The organism is Streptomyces spiralis (assembly GCF_014654675.1).
Taxonomy (GTDB): domain Bacteria; phylum Actinomycetota; class Actinomycetes; order Streptomycetales; family Streptomycetaceae; genus Streptomyces; species Streptomyces spiralis.
Genome location: NZ_BNBC01000054.1, coordinates 20,780 through 35,354 on the forward strand (window position 1 = coordinate 20,780; position 14,575 = coordinate 35,354).

Below are 14,575 nucleotides of genomic sequence, written 5' to 3' on the forward strand. Positions count from 1 at the left end.
GCGGGGCCGGTGAGCGCACGGCGGACATGCCGGATCTGACGGGGCTGCCCCTGGAGGAGATTCTTGACGGCACCGACTCCGCGCTGTCCGAGGCGTTGCGCCGCGTGCTGCGGCAGCTGACCGGAGAGGAGGCGCCGGTGGCCGCCTACGACTCCGGAGGCGACACCTCAGAGGGCCCCCGCCGGGCCACCACCCCCGCTCCGTGAAGCCGACGGACCGCGCGGAGCCCGGCCGCTGGCCCGACGACCTCCTCGACGTCGCCGCCCTGCGCACCGCCGGCACGCGCCCCTTGCCCTTCCGGGAGTTCGTCGTCAAGGTGCACAGCCGCTGCAACCTCGCCTGCACCTACTGCTACGTCTACGAGGCCGCCGACCGGCTCTGGCGCAACCAGCCGCACACCATGGCGCCGCACACCGCCGAGCAGGTGTGCCGGCGCATCGCCGAACACGCCGCACACCACCGGCCCGCCTCCGTGCGCGTCATCCTCCACGGCGGTGAACCGCTGCTGGCCGGCGTCCCCCTGCTGCGCGGCCTGACCCGCACCCTGCGCGCGCTGATGCCCGAGTGCACCACAGCGGAAGTGATCATCCAGACCAACGGCACCCTCCTCGACGAGGACGTGCTGCGGCTGTGCCGCGAGGAGGACATCCGGATCGCGGTCAGTCTCGACGGCACCGCCGAGATCCACGACCGCACCCGCCGCGACCACGCCGGACACGGCAGCCACGCCCGGGTCGCCGACGCGCTGCGGCGACTGGCCGCACCCGAGCACCGCAGCGTGTGGGCCGGCCTCCTGTGCACCGTGGACGTCACCGCCGACCCCCTGGCCACCTACGAGCACCTGCTGTCGTACGACCCGCCGTCGATCCGCCTCCTGCTGCCCCTCGGCAACTGGACGAACCGGCCGCCGGGCCGCACCGACGACCCCGCCGAGACCCCCTACGGCCGGTGGCTGGCCACCGTCTTCGACCGCTGGTACGCCACCCCCGGACCGCCGGTGCGCATCGCGTTCTTCGAGTCGCTCCTCGACCTGCTGCTCGGCGGAGTCACCCGCACCGAGACCATCGGCGGTGCCCCCTCCCAGCTCGCCGTGGTCGACACCGACGGCGCGCTCACCCTCTCCGACCAGCTGAAGTCGGCGTACGAAGGGGCCGACCGCACCGGTCTGGACGTCCACCGCCACCCGTTCGACGCGCTGCTGGACCATCCCGGGGTCGCGGCCCGCCAACTGGCCTCCGGTGCTCTGGCCGCACAGTGCCGCACCTGCCCGGTCGGCGCGGTCTGCGGCGGCGGCCACTACCCGCACCGCTACCGCGCCGACAACGGTTATCTCAACCCGTCCGTGTACTGCCCGGACCTGATGGCGCTGATCCGGCACGTCGCCGACGTCGTCCGCGCCGACCTCGCCCGAACCACCGGGGTCCGCCCTTGACGCAGGACCGCCCGGCCGCCGCGACGGCCGCACCCGCGCTGACGCTGCCCCGCGACCTGTGGCGGCAGATCGCCGGCGGGGCACCGGACACCGGCACCCTGCGCCTGCTGCGCACGGCCCGCGCCGGCCGTAACCTCCTGCTGCTGCGCGCCGCGCACCACGCCTCCCGCACCACGCCCGACGAGGGCGGCCGGGACTCCGGAACCGCCACCGCCCTTCTCGCCGCCGTGCGCCACCGGGCACCCGCCGTCTTCGACACACTCGTCACGGACCCCGCTGCAGGCGTCCTGCTCGCGGAGGCCGTGCGCAGCGGCCGCCGCGACCCGGTGGCCGTGCTCGCCGCGGTCGCCGCACACCGGGCGGGCATCCCCTTCCGCCTGGAGCTGCCGGTGCGCCACGGCGTCGTCGACCTGCCCGGCCTGGGCCGCGCCACCCTGGACCCGGCCGCGGGCACCGCGCGCGTGGAACGCGACCCGCAGGGCACGACCACCGTCACCGCCCCGGGCACGCCCGCCGCCGTCCGCATACCCGACCTGCCGGACCCGCGGGACCCGCCGCACCGGGCCGAGTCGGCGGCGGAGCCCGCACCCGGCTGGGAGCCGGTGCCACAGGTCCTCCTTCCGGCGCGCCGCCCGGGCCCGGCCCCCGTGATACGCCTCGACGCCCACGGCCCCCTGGAGGCCGACGCCCCGCGCCCCCTCGGCGCGCGGGAGCTCGCGCGCTGGCGGGACCGGCTCGGCGCCGCGTGGGAGCTGCTCGCCGATCGCCATCCCGGCCGCGCGGACGCCGTACGCGGCACCGTGCGCGCCGTCGTCCCCCTCGACCCGCGGCCGCCCGGCCCGCCCGGCGGCACCCGAGGCGCCTGGCTGAGCGCCTCCTTCAGCGACGCCTTCGGGCTCGTGGCCCTCGCCCCGGTGGACGACCCGGCCGAACTCGCCGCCGCGCTCGTCCACGAGACGCAGCACTCCCTGCTGTACGCCCTTCAGGACCTCACCCGGCTGCTCGACGCCCGGCCCGGTGCCCGCGGGCACGCGCCCTGGAGCGACCGGCCCCGTCCGCCGTCGGCGCTGCTCCAGGGCGCCGCGGCCTTCCTGGTGACCGCCGGGTTCTGGCGTCGTGAGGCCGCCCTCGGCCGTCCGGACGCGCGGGCGCCGTACGAGCGCTGGCGGCGCACCGCCCGGCTGGCGTGCGACGAACTGGAGCGCGGCGGCTGGCTCACCGACAACGGCCACCGCCTCCTGGACGCCCTGCGGGACGTCCTCGCCGACTGGGACAACGGCCTTGAACCGGGCGCCTGAAGCGGGTGCTCGAACAGGCCCTAGATCGGCGGCGGCTCGATGTCGCACTCGATGCGGACACCGGCGGCCGCCGCCCGGCTCTCCGGATGGTCCGGGCCGAGCGTCGCGAGGTAGCGCCGCCGTACCGAGGCGAGCAGCTCCTCACCGGCCTCCGCGTCGCCCGTCGCGGTCGTGTCCAGGGCGGCATTGGCCAGAGCGGCCAGCGTCGCCGGATGCCGGTCGCCGTAGCGGGCCTGGAGTCTGCCGGCGCACTCCTCGCCCAGCGCGAGTGCCGCCTCCGGGTCGCCGGCCAGGGCCAGGTCGGTGGCGAGGTTGATCCGGGCGAGCAACAGCCAGGGGTGGTCGTCGGGCAGTGCCGAGGCGAGCGCCGCCACCGTCTCCTCGTCGACCCGGCGCGCCTCGGCGTGCTGCCCGGCGGCGCGCAGGGCCGCCCCGTGGTCGACGCCGGCCGCGCCCGTCAGCGGGTGCCGCGGGCCGAGCACCGCCTTGTAGCGGTGCAGGGCCTCGGCGCTGTGCTCGCGCGCCCCCTCCGGATCCCCGGTCAGCCGCAGGTCGTTGGAGATGTTCGTCAGTGCCGCCAGGGTGTCGATGTGGTCCGGGCCGAAGTGCAGCCGGTACAGCTCCAGCGCCTCCCGCGCCAGGGCCAGGCCCTGCTCCAGCTCGCCCGCCTTGCGGCAGGTCACCGACATGTTCTTGATGGCGCGCAGCGTGTGCGGGTGCTGGTCGCCGTACTGCTCGCGGTAGCGGGCCAGGGTGCTCGTCTGCAGGATCAGCGCGTCCGCGTAGCGGCCGCACTCGCGCATGTCACGGGCGACGTTGTTGATGGAGAACAGCGTCGAGCGGGCCGTGGGCCCCAGGAGTTCCAGGCGGGCGTCGTGGATGCGCTCGTCGAGCGCGAGCGCCTCCTCGTACAGGCCGTTCACGCGCAGGCTCACGCTGTAGTTGTGGCCCACGGTCAGCACGTGCGGGTTCCCCTCGCCGTGGCGTCCGACGCTGCGGTCGTAGGCGTCGCGGTCGAGGGCCAGCGCCTCGGTGAAGCGGCCCGCCGCGCGCAGGTCGGCGGCGGTGGCACCGGCCACCGTGAGGGTGAACTCGTCGTCGTCGCCCAGGGTGGCGCGCAGCCGGCGCAGCACGTCCTCGTTGATCCGCCGGGACTCGTCGAACTCGGCCAGCTGCCAGTGGGCGCTCGCCTGCTGACGGCGCGCCCACAGCGTCTGGACGTGGTCCGGGCCCAGCGCCGCGTGCCACACGCCGGCGACCTGGCGGGCCAGCTGGGCCGCGCCGCGGAAGTCACCGCGGGCGATCACGTAACCGAGGATGTTCAGTGCCGTGTCCCGGGCCTCGGCGTCCCCGCAGTGCAGCAGGCCGGACGGCTCCAGGTGGGGCAGGATGTCGGCGTAGTTGCGCCAGTTCTGCGGGCGCTGCGAGTCCCCGGGATCGTGCGCGCCGATGATCTGGTGGACCAGATGGCGGAGCCGGGTGGCCTCCTCGGCGGACAGCTCGTCGCGCAGGACGCCGCCGAGCAGCCGGTGCACCTGGAGCGTGCCGGTGGCCGGGTTGACGGTCAGCAGCGAGTACTGGTTGATGGCCCGGATCGCCCTGCCCCGGGCCAGCTCGTCACGGGCGACGGGGGCGAGGTCGTCGGGCAGGTTCAGCAGCCGGGCGTCGCGCAGGAAGGACTGCGCGATGGGCTCGGGCCCGAAGAAGGCCAGCAGCCGCAGCAGTTCCAGCGCCTGCGGGTGCTGCGCGCGCAGCAGGTCCACCGAGGTGCGCCAGGTCGCCGCGACGGGCCGGACGCCGGAGGCGGTGGGTTCCTCCAGCACCTCCCTGCGGCGGTTCTCCAGCAGGTCCAGATAGGCGCCGGTGTCGATCCCGGACTGGGTCAGCGCCGCCACCGAGTGCTCGAGCGCCAGCGGCAGGTCGCCCAGCGACTCGGCGAGCCGCTCCGCCTCCTCGGGGCTGGTCCAGGGGGTGCGCCGGCGCAGGAACCCGACGCTCTCCTCCCGGCTGAACACGTCCACCTGCAGGGCGTGCACCCGCTCCGCCCAGCCCGAGTGCCGGGACGTCACCAGGACATGGCCGGCCCCGTCCGGCACGCCGAGCAGCGAGGGAATGTACGGGACGACGTCCTCGGGCGCCCCCGCGTTGTCCATCACCAGCAGCCAGCGCCGGAACGGCGTCCCCGTGGACATCGCCGCCAGCACCCGGTCCACGGGGTCGCCGGGGCCCTCGGCCGCCGTGCCGAAGTCAGGTACCAGGGAGGAGAGTTGCTGCCGGATCACGGCGGGCTGCTCGGCGTCGATCCACCAGATCCGCTCGTACTCGGTGTGGTGGCGGTGCACGTACTCCACGGCCAGCCGGGTCTTGCCGACCCCGCCCATCCCGTACAGGGCGTACGGCAGTACGGCCGCCCGGTCGCCCGAGTTCAGCATGGCCCGCAGCCGGTCCAGCTCCTCCTCCCGGCCGGTGAAGTACGAGGCCTGGGGCAGCGGCATGGTCCGCGGCAGCCGGGCGGGCAGCGGCGGCCGTGCCGCGGTGCCACCGCCACCCTGCTGGTCCGGCCGATCGACGCCCGGAGCCGGGTGCGTCGTACGGGACGAGGCGGGATCCATCGACACGACCTCCATGCGCTGAGCCGATTCCCCGGGGGGAGGAGTGGTGGGCACATCCTGTGCGCCGGGTGCGGCGGACCGACGCCCGCTTTCCTCCCCCTCGACCGCCGTCTCCAAAGACGAGTGCGCCCGTGCGCGGGCCAGTGCGCCTCTGTAGGCCGGTCCGAGCGCCGCCAGGGCGGGCTCCGCCGCCGACAGCAGTTCATGGTCAGCGGCGCCCAGTCCGGCCTCGTCCAGTTCGGCGGGCGCGGCCACCAGAGTGCCCAGGAGCCCGGAGCGCGCGCCCATCACCCGTCCGGCGACCGCCGTCACCTCCTGGAGCGTGCGCAGGGTCTCGGTCCGTCCGAGGCCGCGCAGGAGCCGCTCGCGCACGCCGTCCAGGAACTCGTAGCGCGGGCCGTCGCCGCCCGCGCCGGCGTGCGCCGCCAGCAGCCCGCCGAGCAGGATCTCCGCGAACGGCAGCGGTCCGGCCGCACGGCCCAGCAGCCGCTGTACCGCACCGACCACCTCCGGCCGCAGCGGGACCATCGCGAGCTGTGCCGCGAGCCTGCGCGCCTGCGGGGAGGCGTTGCGCAGGAAGCGGCGCACCGCCTGCTCGGCGGAGACGGGCCTCGGCCGGTGGTCCGGGGCGAGCGGCGGCAGGGACTCCGGTGCCAGTCCCTGCTCGTCCACGAGCAGGGCCGTCACATCGCTGTGCGCCCGCGCCTCGCCCGTCACCATGCGCGCCCAGCCCGCGAACCATGCGCTCTCCAGTTCGAGCACCGGGACCGGCAGCGCGCGCGGGCGCACCCACCGCCGGTCGTGGCGCAGCAGCAGGAGCGCGTTGGGCAGCCCGGCCGCCACGGCCCGCACCCGCAGATCGCGGGGGACCGCCTCGCACAGGTCCCACAGCCTGCTGGGCAGCGGCTGAAGCACCGCGACGGGCGCCTGCCGGGCCCAGCGGTGCAGCAGCCGGGGCACGCTGCCGGACGCCCAGGCGTCGCCCACGCAGTCGCTCATCAGCAGCACCAGCCGGCGCCCCTGCGGATGGAGCAGCTCTCCGGCGTCGCGTGCGGGGCCGCCCCGCTCCGAGCGCAGCCGCGCCGACTTCCCGCCGCGGGTGTCCAGCCACCAGATCCGTACGTCGGCGAACGCGCCCTGGCGGCGCAGGAGTTCGGCCAGCTCGTGCGCGACGCCGCGCCACAGGGCCATGGACACGCTCTGCTCGACGACGAGGGCGACCTCGAACCACCGGTCCGGCACGTCCACCAGCACCGGACTCCACCGGCCCAGCTCGGCCGACCTGACCGCGGTCCGCTCGTCGTCCAGGGTGTAGTGGCGGCGCGAGGGGATCCGGCGGTTGAAGGGGCGCAGGGTCCGGGCGAAGCGCAGCGGGTCGCGCAGGATGCCGGGGCGTGTGTCGGTGTCGAACAGCAGCGGGGCACCGGCCGGGGAGCCGACCGGGGAACCCATGTCGTGCAGCGGCCCGCGGGCCAGACGCGCGGAGGCCGTCCCGAGGGAGGGCACGGCGGCGGGCGCGTCCCCCGTCTCACGTCGGGGCCGTGCCGGATCCGCGGCCGGTGCGCCGGAACCACCCGGACCGCCCGGGCGAGGCGGCGCGCCGGCCAGGTCGGTCTCCGGGGTGGGTTCGGGTCCGCTGGAGAGGTGGGACCGGGAGGCCGCTCGCGACGGGGAGTCGTCGGCGTCCGGCGGGGCGCTCGGGGTGTTGGGGAGGCGCTCGGGGGCGTACTCGGTGCTCGCCGTCGGCGCGTCCGCCCGCGCGGCCCGCTCCGACAGTGCACCGTCGGCCGCCCCGATGCGCTCGGTCAGCCAGAGCGCCTCCGCCCACTCGCGTGCCGTCGGCGCCGGGCCCGCACGGCCGGTCATGGCGAGGAGTCCGTCGCCAGGCTGCGCCACAGCGCGGTCCGCAACTGCGTCCAGGACGCCTCGTCGGCGTCGGCGGCGCCGTTCGTCAGCATGTGCACGGTGTTCAGGAGCTGGTCGGCGGCGAGCGAGCCGTCGCCGCGCTCCTTCAGGAACGAACGGACCAGCTGCCGAGTGCGCGGATCCGTCTGCGGGCCGAAGTGCGCCTCGACCATCGCGGCCAGCCGCTCCTCGTCCGGGACGGCGAGTTCGACCTCCAGGCACCGGCGGCGGAAGGCGGGGGAGAAGGCCCGCTCCCCGTTGCTGGTGATCACGACGATCGGGAACTCCGAGCAGCGCACCCGGCCGTCGCGCACCACCACGGGTAAGCCGTGGTCGGCGGTGCCCACGCTCGCCTCGCGCCGGGACTGCCCCAGCCGCTCCAGCTCCCGGACGCGGAACTCGCCCTCCTCGAAGATGTGCAGCAGGTCGTTGGGCAGGTCGATGTCGCTCTTGTCCAGCTCGTCGACGAGCAGCACCCGCGGCCGTTTCCACGGCAGCAGTGCCGTGCCGAGCGGACCGAGCGTCAGATAGCGGCCCACGTCGGGCAGTGGCCCGCGCTCCGCGCCGGGGGCCGCCGCCATGGGCGTGTCCTGCACCCGGCCGATCGCGTCGTAGTCGTACAGCCCGTCGCGCAGGGTGGTGCGGCTGACGACCGGCCACCACAGCACCCGGCCCAGGCCCAGCTCGGCGGCGATCTGGTAGGCGAGGCTCGACTTCCCCGTCCCCGGCTGCCCGGTGACCAGCAGCGGACGGCGCAGCAGGATCGCCGCGTTGATGACGTCGACGACGGCATGGTCCAGGGTGCCGGGCCGGCGTGAGCCCAGCTTGCGCTCGACGTCCGTGTGGTCGCCCGGGTCGGGGATGTCCAGCGGTGGGCTGTCGGTGGCCGGCCTGAAGCGCCGCCACGGCGGCGCGACGGGCAGCGGAGGCAGCGGGTCGGACGGCGCGTGCTGCGCGCCGTTGTCCCGGAACACCCACCAGTCGGGAGGCCGGGGATGCCGCGCCTCACGCTGGTCGGTCGAGTCCCCGCTCATGGATGGCCACCCCCGGTCCGCGGATGCCCGAGCGCGGCCTCCGCCCCCTCCAGTCCGTCTTGGCTGTCCCACACTAGGGTGACGTGGCGATGCAGGTCCAGCTTCACCGCTGCCCCGCCGCCGCCCGGACCGACGCCCCGCAGATGTCGTACCCGGTCGGGCAGCGCATCCAACCTCCCGGCCAGCACTTCCCACAACTGCGGCCGCGCTTCGGCGTGATGGCCCTGCCGACGCAGCGCGACGATGGCCGGGATGCCTACCTCCAGCAGCACGTACACCGGGTCCGCCGCCGCGTCGCCGTCCCACGGCGGGGGCTCCAGCAGCACGAAGCAGAACGGGGTTTCACCGTCGCGCAGCTCGGTGAGCAGCTCGTACGGGGCGGGGACGCCGCCCGGCGCGGCGTAGCGCACGGCGGGCGCCTCGAAACCGCCGTCCGGGTTCGAGTGCAGCCAGGCCAGGCGCCGGTGCAGGGCGGGCCACCAGTACCGCTTGTGGAACCGGTCTCGACTGCGCACCAGGACAGTGTGATCGGCTCCGATCGGCCGCGCCACCGAACCCGCCGGTCGCACCGGGAACTGGTCCACATCCAGCCACAGCAGCGGCCTGGGCAGCAGGAACTCCACCCGCAGCCCCGCGCTCAGCTCACCCAGCCGCTCCAGCACCGTCTGGTGCAGCGCGGCGACCGTCTCCTCCAGCGCGCCGCGCGAGGCCACCCGGCAGTCGGCGAGCAGCGAACTCGGTCCCTCCCGCGTGGCCAGCAGCCAGCCCCGCACGTGGTACTCGTCGGGGGCGGCCGGATGCGCCACGATCTCCACCAGCAGACGGGACGGGTCGAAGGGCCGCCCCACACGTGCCGCCTCCCGGGCCCGGGCCCACTGGAGGACCTCCTGAGGGCAGCCGATGCGGTGCGCCACCTTGTCGCTCCAGTCCCGCAACTCCGCCTCCAGCGGCGGCGGCTGGCTGACCGCCACGGCCTCGACGAACGACAGCAGCGGGTGCGCCTCGTCCTCCAGCACGAGCGCGTCCTCCAGCGCGTCGAGCAGCGCCTCGGGCGCCTCGGACCCGCCGGCGTCGCCGTCGCCCGGCGGCAGGAACGGCAGGAACCGCAGGGCGACCGACCCGAGCCGCGTACCCGGCGCACGCGCCGCGAGCAGGGCGCACAACTCCTCGCGCTCGGTGGGCGTGAGCAGCCGCTCCGGGTACAGCCGCAGATACATCTGCTCCACCGCCGCCCACGCCAGGGTGCCGGTACGCCCGCTGCCCAGCGTGTCGAGGTAGAACCGCAGCCCGTCGGGGTAGCCGTCGCACTCCCGCAGCGTCGCGTAGAGGTCCTCCCGGAGGATTCCCGACGGCTCCCCGCTCTCCAGCGGCCCGAAGCGCTCGGCGAACGCCTCCGCGGTCCGCCGCAGCGGACGCTGGTGGCCGAGCCCCGGGATCCGCGCGATCAGACCGGCCAGCTCCCAGAACAGGTCCGTGCGCGGTGCGTCGGCACCCGTCATGACACCGGCCCCGGAGCGCCGCGCAGCCGCAGGACGACCCGCTCGAACTCCCGCATCGGCAGCGAGCCCCGCTCGTACCAGCGCAGCGCGGCGGCCAGCCGGTCGATGCCGTCCGCGTACTGAAGGCACAGCTCGACGACCCCGCGCACGTCCTCGATCAGCACAGGCGACCGCTCGGCGAGATCGAAGATCTCGTCGCCGGTGTCCCGCAGCACGCTCTCCCGGCGCTGCGGGTCGCGCATGCTCGGCACCTTCACCAGGGCGGTCGTCAGTTCACGGTCGGCGCCCGGCGGCCAGGAGGGCACGGTGCCGGGACCGCCGTGCAGCGCGTCGCCCAGCAGCGGGCAGTACTGCACGACGGCCTCGACCGGGATCATCCAGGCGACGCGGGAGTCGGCGGGGAGCCGCGCGGCCACGACGATGCCGATGACGTCCCCGCTGTCGTCGACGACACCCGCCCCGCTGTAGCCGCCCCGCACCCGCTCGTCGGCCGGTTCCAGGCTGTCCATCTGGACCCAGTCCGGGCTCAGCCCGCCCGCCCCGCGCAGCCGGGCCGTCACCCAGACGCCGGGACCGGCCGCCGAGGCCTGACCGAACACCCGCACCTCGCGGCCCCGCGCGTGACCGCAGTTCCGCAGCCGCGCCGGGACGCAGTCGGACGGCGCCGGGCCGCTCAGCGTGAGCACCGCGACGTCCGCGCGTTCCTGGTCGGGCGGCGCCCAGCCCTGCGGCACCACCCAGCCGTACGACACGTCAGTGGTGAGGGAGCCCGGGTGGTCGACGGCGACACGCCGTTCCCCGGGAGTCTCGCCCTCCCTCAACTCCAGTGCGGCCTGCACGACATGAGCGCATGTCAGCACCCGCTCCCCGTCCACCAGAACACCCGATCCCACCGGTGTGTTGTCCGCGCCGAGAATCCGAACACGCCATGAGTCCTCGATCGACTGCGACACCCCGCGCCCCGTTCGCTCCGCCTTTGCACGATGTTGACAGACAACCGCTTCTGGTAACAGTTGTGCGCCTGAATCCGGTTTCTGACCCCCGGGCACACGCGGGTGGCGCCGTCGCGTGCGACGTGCACCGCCCCCGGTGTCGTGCCCGGTGACAGGGTGATCCACGCGCGCCGGGGGCGCGCTGGTTCCAGCGGTCCGCCCGCGCTGCGTTCCAGTGGTCCGCCCGTACGGTCGTTCCGGCGGTCCCGGCGGCGGTCGGCGGGCCGGCGGCGGCCGGCAGCCCGCGCCGTCGCCGGCGTCGTCAGTGGGCCAGCAGCCTGCGCAGCCAGTCCATACGGGCGGCCTGCGCGGTTTGGGACAGGGCCGCCCGCGGGGCGATGCCGTCGAAGCCGTGGAAACCGCCGGGCCAGACGTGGAGTTCGGCGACGCCCCCGGCCCGCCAGATACGGGAGGCGTAGGAGACCACCTCGTCGCGGAAGGTCTCCGCGGAGCCGACGTCGAGGAAGGCCGGCGGCAGGCCCGACAGGTCCTGGGCGCGGGCCGGCGCGGCGTACGGCGACACGTCCGGGCCGCCGCGCCGGTCACCGAGCAGCGCGGTCCACGCGGTCTCGTTGGCCGTGCGGTCCCAGAGGCCGGCGCCCGCCATCTGGCGCGCGGACGGCGTGTCGTTGCGGTCGTCGAGCATCGGGGACATCAGCATCTGGCCCAGCGGCCGCGGTCCGCCCGAGTCCCGCAGCAGCAGCGCCAGCGCGGCGGCGAGCCCGCCGCCGGCGCTCCCGCCGACGAGCACGATCCGGCGCGGGTCGCAGCCCAGCTCCCGTGCGTGTTCCGCCGTCCACAGCAGACCCGCGTGCACGTCGTCGACCGGCGCGGGGTGAGGGTGCTCCGGCGCCAGCCGGTACTCCACCGACACCACGGCCGCCTGAAACCCCTTCGCCCAGTCCAGGGCCGTGTTCACGCCCAGTCTGCGGTTCCCGAGGACCATGCCCCCGCCGTGCACGTGGTAGAGGAGCGGCCGGCCGGTGCCGGTGGCCGGTGCGGTGGGCCGGCAGACCAGCAGCGGGACGCCGGGCGCGCCCTCGGGCCCCGGCACGGTCGGCTCGGTCACCTCGAAGGCGCCGTCCACGGTCAGGTCCAGCGCGTCCAGGAGTTCGACGGCGGCACCCTGCCGGGCGGCCGCGATGTCCTCCGGCGCGAGCCCGGGTCCCATCAGACCCCCGGCCTCCTCCAGGGCGGCGGCGAGCTCGGGGTCGAACGGGGGCGGGACCGGCGTCATGGAGTCTCCTCGCGCGGATCGCGGTGTGCGGCGGGCTCGTGTGCCCTGTGCGGGTACCCGTCCGCGGCGTGGACGCCGCCGCACGGCGGACATGTCCCGCCGACCGGCGGGTGGTCACCGGCCCTTCCGGCCCGGACACGGCGGTGTGGCCGGCCTGATCGACGAGACACCCCCTAGCGTCGGGAGGGGCCGAGACGGTCGGCCTCGGAAACGGTGACGTACGGAGGCACGCATGCGGGTCGGTGTGCACATCAACCGGTTCGACAACGCGGGCGGCGCGCCCGCGCTCGGCATGGAACTGGCCGCCGCGGGGGAGGCGGCCGAGGCAGCCGGAGTGAGCCGGCTGTCGGTCATGGACCACTACTTCCAGATGGAGTTCAACGGCGGAGCCGAGGACCCGATGCTGGAGGCCTACACCACGCTCGGCTTCCTCGCCGGCCACACCTCCACCGTGCGGCTCGGCGCCCTGGTGACGGGGGTGACGTACCGCCACCCCGGGCTGCTCGCCAAGATCGTCACCACGCTGGACGTGCTCTCCGGCGGCCGGGCCACGCTCGGCATCGGGGCGGCCTGGTACGACCGTGAGCACCATGGGCTGGGCGTGCCCTACCCGCCGCTCGCCGAGCGTTTCGAGCGGCTGGAGGAGACCCTGCGGATCTGTCTGCAGATGTGGGACCCGGACGCCGATGGCCCCTTCGAGGGCACGCACTACCGGCTCGCCGAGACACTGTGCGTGCCGCCGCCGGTGAGCTCGCCGCACCCGGAGATCATGATCGGCGGCGGGGGCGAGAAGAAGACGCTGCGCCTGGTCGCGCAGTACGCGGACGTCTGCAACCTGATCCCCGCCTCCCCCGAGGAGTTGCGGCACAAGCTGGACGTGCTGCGTGGGCACTGCGACAGCGTGGGGCGCGACTACGACGCCGTACGCAAAACGTTCGTGTACACGGGGGAAGCGGCGACCGAGGAGGACCTCGACACCCTGCTGCGGGACCTGGAGGGCTACGCCGGGCTCGGTGTCGACACCGTGATCCTGGCTCCGCGCCTGGGCGACCCGGCGGGCTGGATCGACCGTTTCGCCTCCCGGGCCGTCCGGCGCGTCGCCGAACTGGAGTGAGGCCGCGCCGTGAACCCGGTGAGGGGCCCGAGCGCAGCGCTCAGGCCCCTCACCGGGTTCGTCCGGGTCGGCTCAGGCGGCGACGGCCTCGCCGGCGTGGCCGTGCAGGCGGGCGACGACCTCGGTCAGCTGGGCGGCGACCTCGGCGTCGTCGACCGGGTGGGTCTCGGCGAAGCGGGTCACGGAGCCCGGGATGGACAGCTTGATGTCCTCGATGACCTTGCCGCCGGCGATGCCCACGGCCTTGCGGGCGTCGTCCTGCGCCCACACGCCGCCGTACTGGCCGAAGGCGGTGCCCACGACCGCGACGGGCTTGCCGGTGAAGGCGCCGGCGCCGTACGGACGGGACAGCCAGTCGATGGCGTTCTTCAGCACGGCCGGGATGGTGCCGTTGTACTCGGGGGAGAAGAGCAGGAAGCCGTCGGCGGCCTGGGCGGCCTCGCGCAGCTTGGCGGCGGCGGCCGGCACGCTGCCCTCGACGTCGATGTCCTCGTTGTAGAACGGAACCTCGGCCAGGCCCTCGAACAGCTCGACCTCAGCACCCGCGGGGGCGAGCTTGACGGCCGCCTCGGCGAGCTGGCGGTTGTGCGAACCGGCGCGAAGGCTGCCGACGAGCGCGAGGATACGAACAGACATGAAGACTCCAATGGGGGGCTGAAACACTGCCGTAACGATCCGGACCGAGGTCCGTTTAATTTTCTACCAGACTAACCGGACCACGGTCCAGTTTTCTTCCCGATGCTTTACGCTGGCTTCATGTCCAGCACCCTCCCGCCCTTCCCCACGCCTCAGGAGCCCGTGGAGAACACGCCGGTGCTGCTCGAGCTCGGCACCGACGTGGACGAGCCCTGCCTGCGCGCCGACGCCGCGCGCAACCGCGCCCGGCTACTGGACGCGGCGGCACGCCTGGTGGCGGAGCACGGCGCGGCCGGCGTCACGATGGAGGCGGTCGCCGCGGCCGCCCAGGTGGGCAAGGGCACGGTCTTCCGCCGCTTCGGCGACCGCACCGGCCTGCTCACGGCACTGCTGGACCACTCCGAGCGGAAGTTCCAGGCGTCCATCCTGAGCGGCCCCGCCCCGCTGGGGCCCGGCGCGCCGCCGGTGGAGCGGCTGCGCGCGTTCGGCTGCGCCGCGCTGCGCCGCGCCGCCGACGACCTGGAGCTGCAACTTGCGGCCGAGCCCTGCCCCGACCGCCGCTTCCTGGTGCCGCCCCGCCAGGTGCGCTACGGCCATGTGCTCATGCTGCTGCGGCAGGCGGTCCCGGACGCGGACTGCGAACTGCTCGCGCAGACGCTGATGGGCTACCTCGAACCCGCCCTGATCCACCACCTGACCCGGCAGTGCCACATGCCGATGGACCGGTTGCAGGCAGGCTGGTTCGACCTCGTCGAACGCGTGACCGGCAGCGGGGGCTCGCGCTGAGAGCGGGCTGCCCTATCGAGAGCGTGCGGC

Annotated in this window: 11 protein-coding genes; 5 read left to right on the plus strand and 6 right to left on the minus strand. The window is 74.9% G+C overall.

Annotated features, from left to right (window positions below):
- Positions 1 to 26 precede the first annotated feature (26 nt).
- From fxsA to IE318_RS37110, 3 genes are read left to right on the plus strand one after another with little or no spacing between them, the layout of a single operon-like run.
- Entirely contained in the window at positions 27 to 206 is a 180-nt protein-coding gene (gene fxsA / locus IE318_RS37100; RefSeq protein ID WP_189907329.1) for an FxSxx-COOH cyclophane-containing RiPP peptide, read from the plus strand.
- Positions 203 to 1,432, plus strand: coding sequence for an FxsB family cyclophane-forming radical SAM/SPASM peptide maturase (locus IE318_RS37105; protein WP_189907330.1), 1,230 nt, complete (start codon positions 203 to 205; stop codon positions 1,430 to 1,432). Before fxsA ends, IE318_RS37105 begins: the two co-directional genes overlap by 4 nt.
- Positions 1,429 to 2,730, plus strand: coding sequence for an aKG-HExxH-type peptide beta-hydroxylase (locus tag IE318_RS37110; RefSeq protein WP_189907331.1), 1,302 nt, complete (start codon positions 1,429 to 1,431; stop codon positions 2,728 to 2,730). Before IE318_RS37105 ends, IE318_RS37110 begins: the two co-directional genes overlap by 4 nt.
- 20 nt (positions 2,731 to 2,750) lie before the next feature.
- Here IE318_RS37110 and fxsT read toward each other — a convergent pair whose 3' ends face one another.
- The 5 genes from fxsT to IE318_RS37135 all read right to left on the minus strand — a co-directional run bounded on the left by fxsT (position 2,751) and on the right by IE318_RS37135 (position 12,009).
- A complete protein-coding gene (fxsT, locus tag IE318_RS37115; protein ID WP_189907332.1) occupies positions 2,751 to 7,208 on the minus strand; it encodes an FxSxx-COOH system tetratricopeptide repeat protein in 4,458 nt (1,485 codons plus the stop codon).
- Positions 7,205 to 8,281 carry an AAA family ATPase gene (locus IE318_RS37120; RefSeq protein ID WP_189907333.1) on the minus strand — a complete coding sequence of 359 codons (1,077 nt, stop codon included), beginning with the start codon at positions 8,279 to 8,281 and terminating at the stop codon, positions 7,205 to 7,207. The genes fxsT and IE318_RS37120 overlap by 4 nt, the downstream gene beginning before the upstream one ends.
- On the minus strand, positions 8,278 to 9,780 hold the full coding sequence (locus IE318_RS37125; RefSeq protein ID WP_189907334.1) for a VMAP-C domain-containing protein: 1,503 nt from the start codon (positions 9,778 to 9,780) through the stop codon (positions 8,278 to 8,280). The genes IE318_RS37120 and IE318_RS37125 overlap by 4 nt, the downstream gene beginning before the upstream one ends.
- Complete coding sequence (locus IE318_RS37130) at positions 9,777 to 10,673, minus strand: effector-associated domain 2-containing protein (protein ID WP_189907335.1); 897 nt, start codon at positions 10,671 to 10,673, stop codon at positions 9,777 to 9,779. Before IE318_RS37130 ends, IE318_RS37125 begins: the two co-directional genes overlap by 4 nt.
- 361 nt (positions 10,674 to 11,034) lie before the next feature.
- Entirely contained in the window at positions 11,035 to 12,009 is a 975-nt protein-coding gene (locus tag IE318_RS37135; protein ID WP_189907336.1) for an alpha/beta hydrolase, read from the minus strand.
- Between the two features lie 232 nt (positions 12,010 to 12,241).
- On the opposite strand from IE318_RS37135, the gene IE318_RS37140 reads away from it, so the two are divergent.
- Positions 12,242 to 13,123, plus strand: a complete 882-nt coding sequence (locus IE318_RS37140; RefSeq protein WP_189907337.1) for an LLM class F420-dependent oxidoreductase — start codon at positions 12,242 to 12,244, stop codon at positions 13,121 to 13,123.
- A gap of 72 nt (positions 13,124 to 13,195) precedes the next feature.
- Here IE318_RS37140 and IE318_RS37145 read toward each other — a convergent pair whose 3' ends face one another.
- Entirely contained in the window at positions 13,196 to 13,759 is a 564-nt protein-coding gene (locus IE318_RS37145; RefSeq protein WP_030181802.1) for an NAD(P)H-dependent oxidoreductase, read from the minus strand.
- A 120-nt stretch (positions 13,760 to 13,879) separates the two neighbouring features.
- Here IE318_RS37145 and IE318_RS37150 point away from each other — a divergent pair, with 120 nt between their 5' ends.
- Positions 13,880 to 14,545 carry a TetR/AcrR family transcriptional regulator gene (locus IE318_RS37150; protein ID WP_229904009.1) on the plus strand — a complete coding sequence of 222 codons (666 nt, stop codon included), beginning with the start codon at positions 13,880 to 13,882 and terminating at the stop codon, positions 14,543 to 14,545.
- Positions 14,546 to 14,575 lie beyond the last annotated feature (30 nt).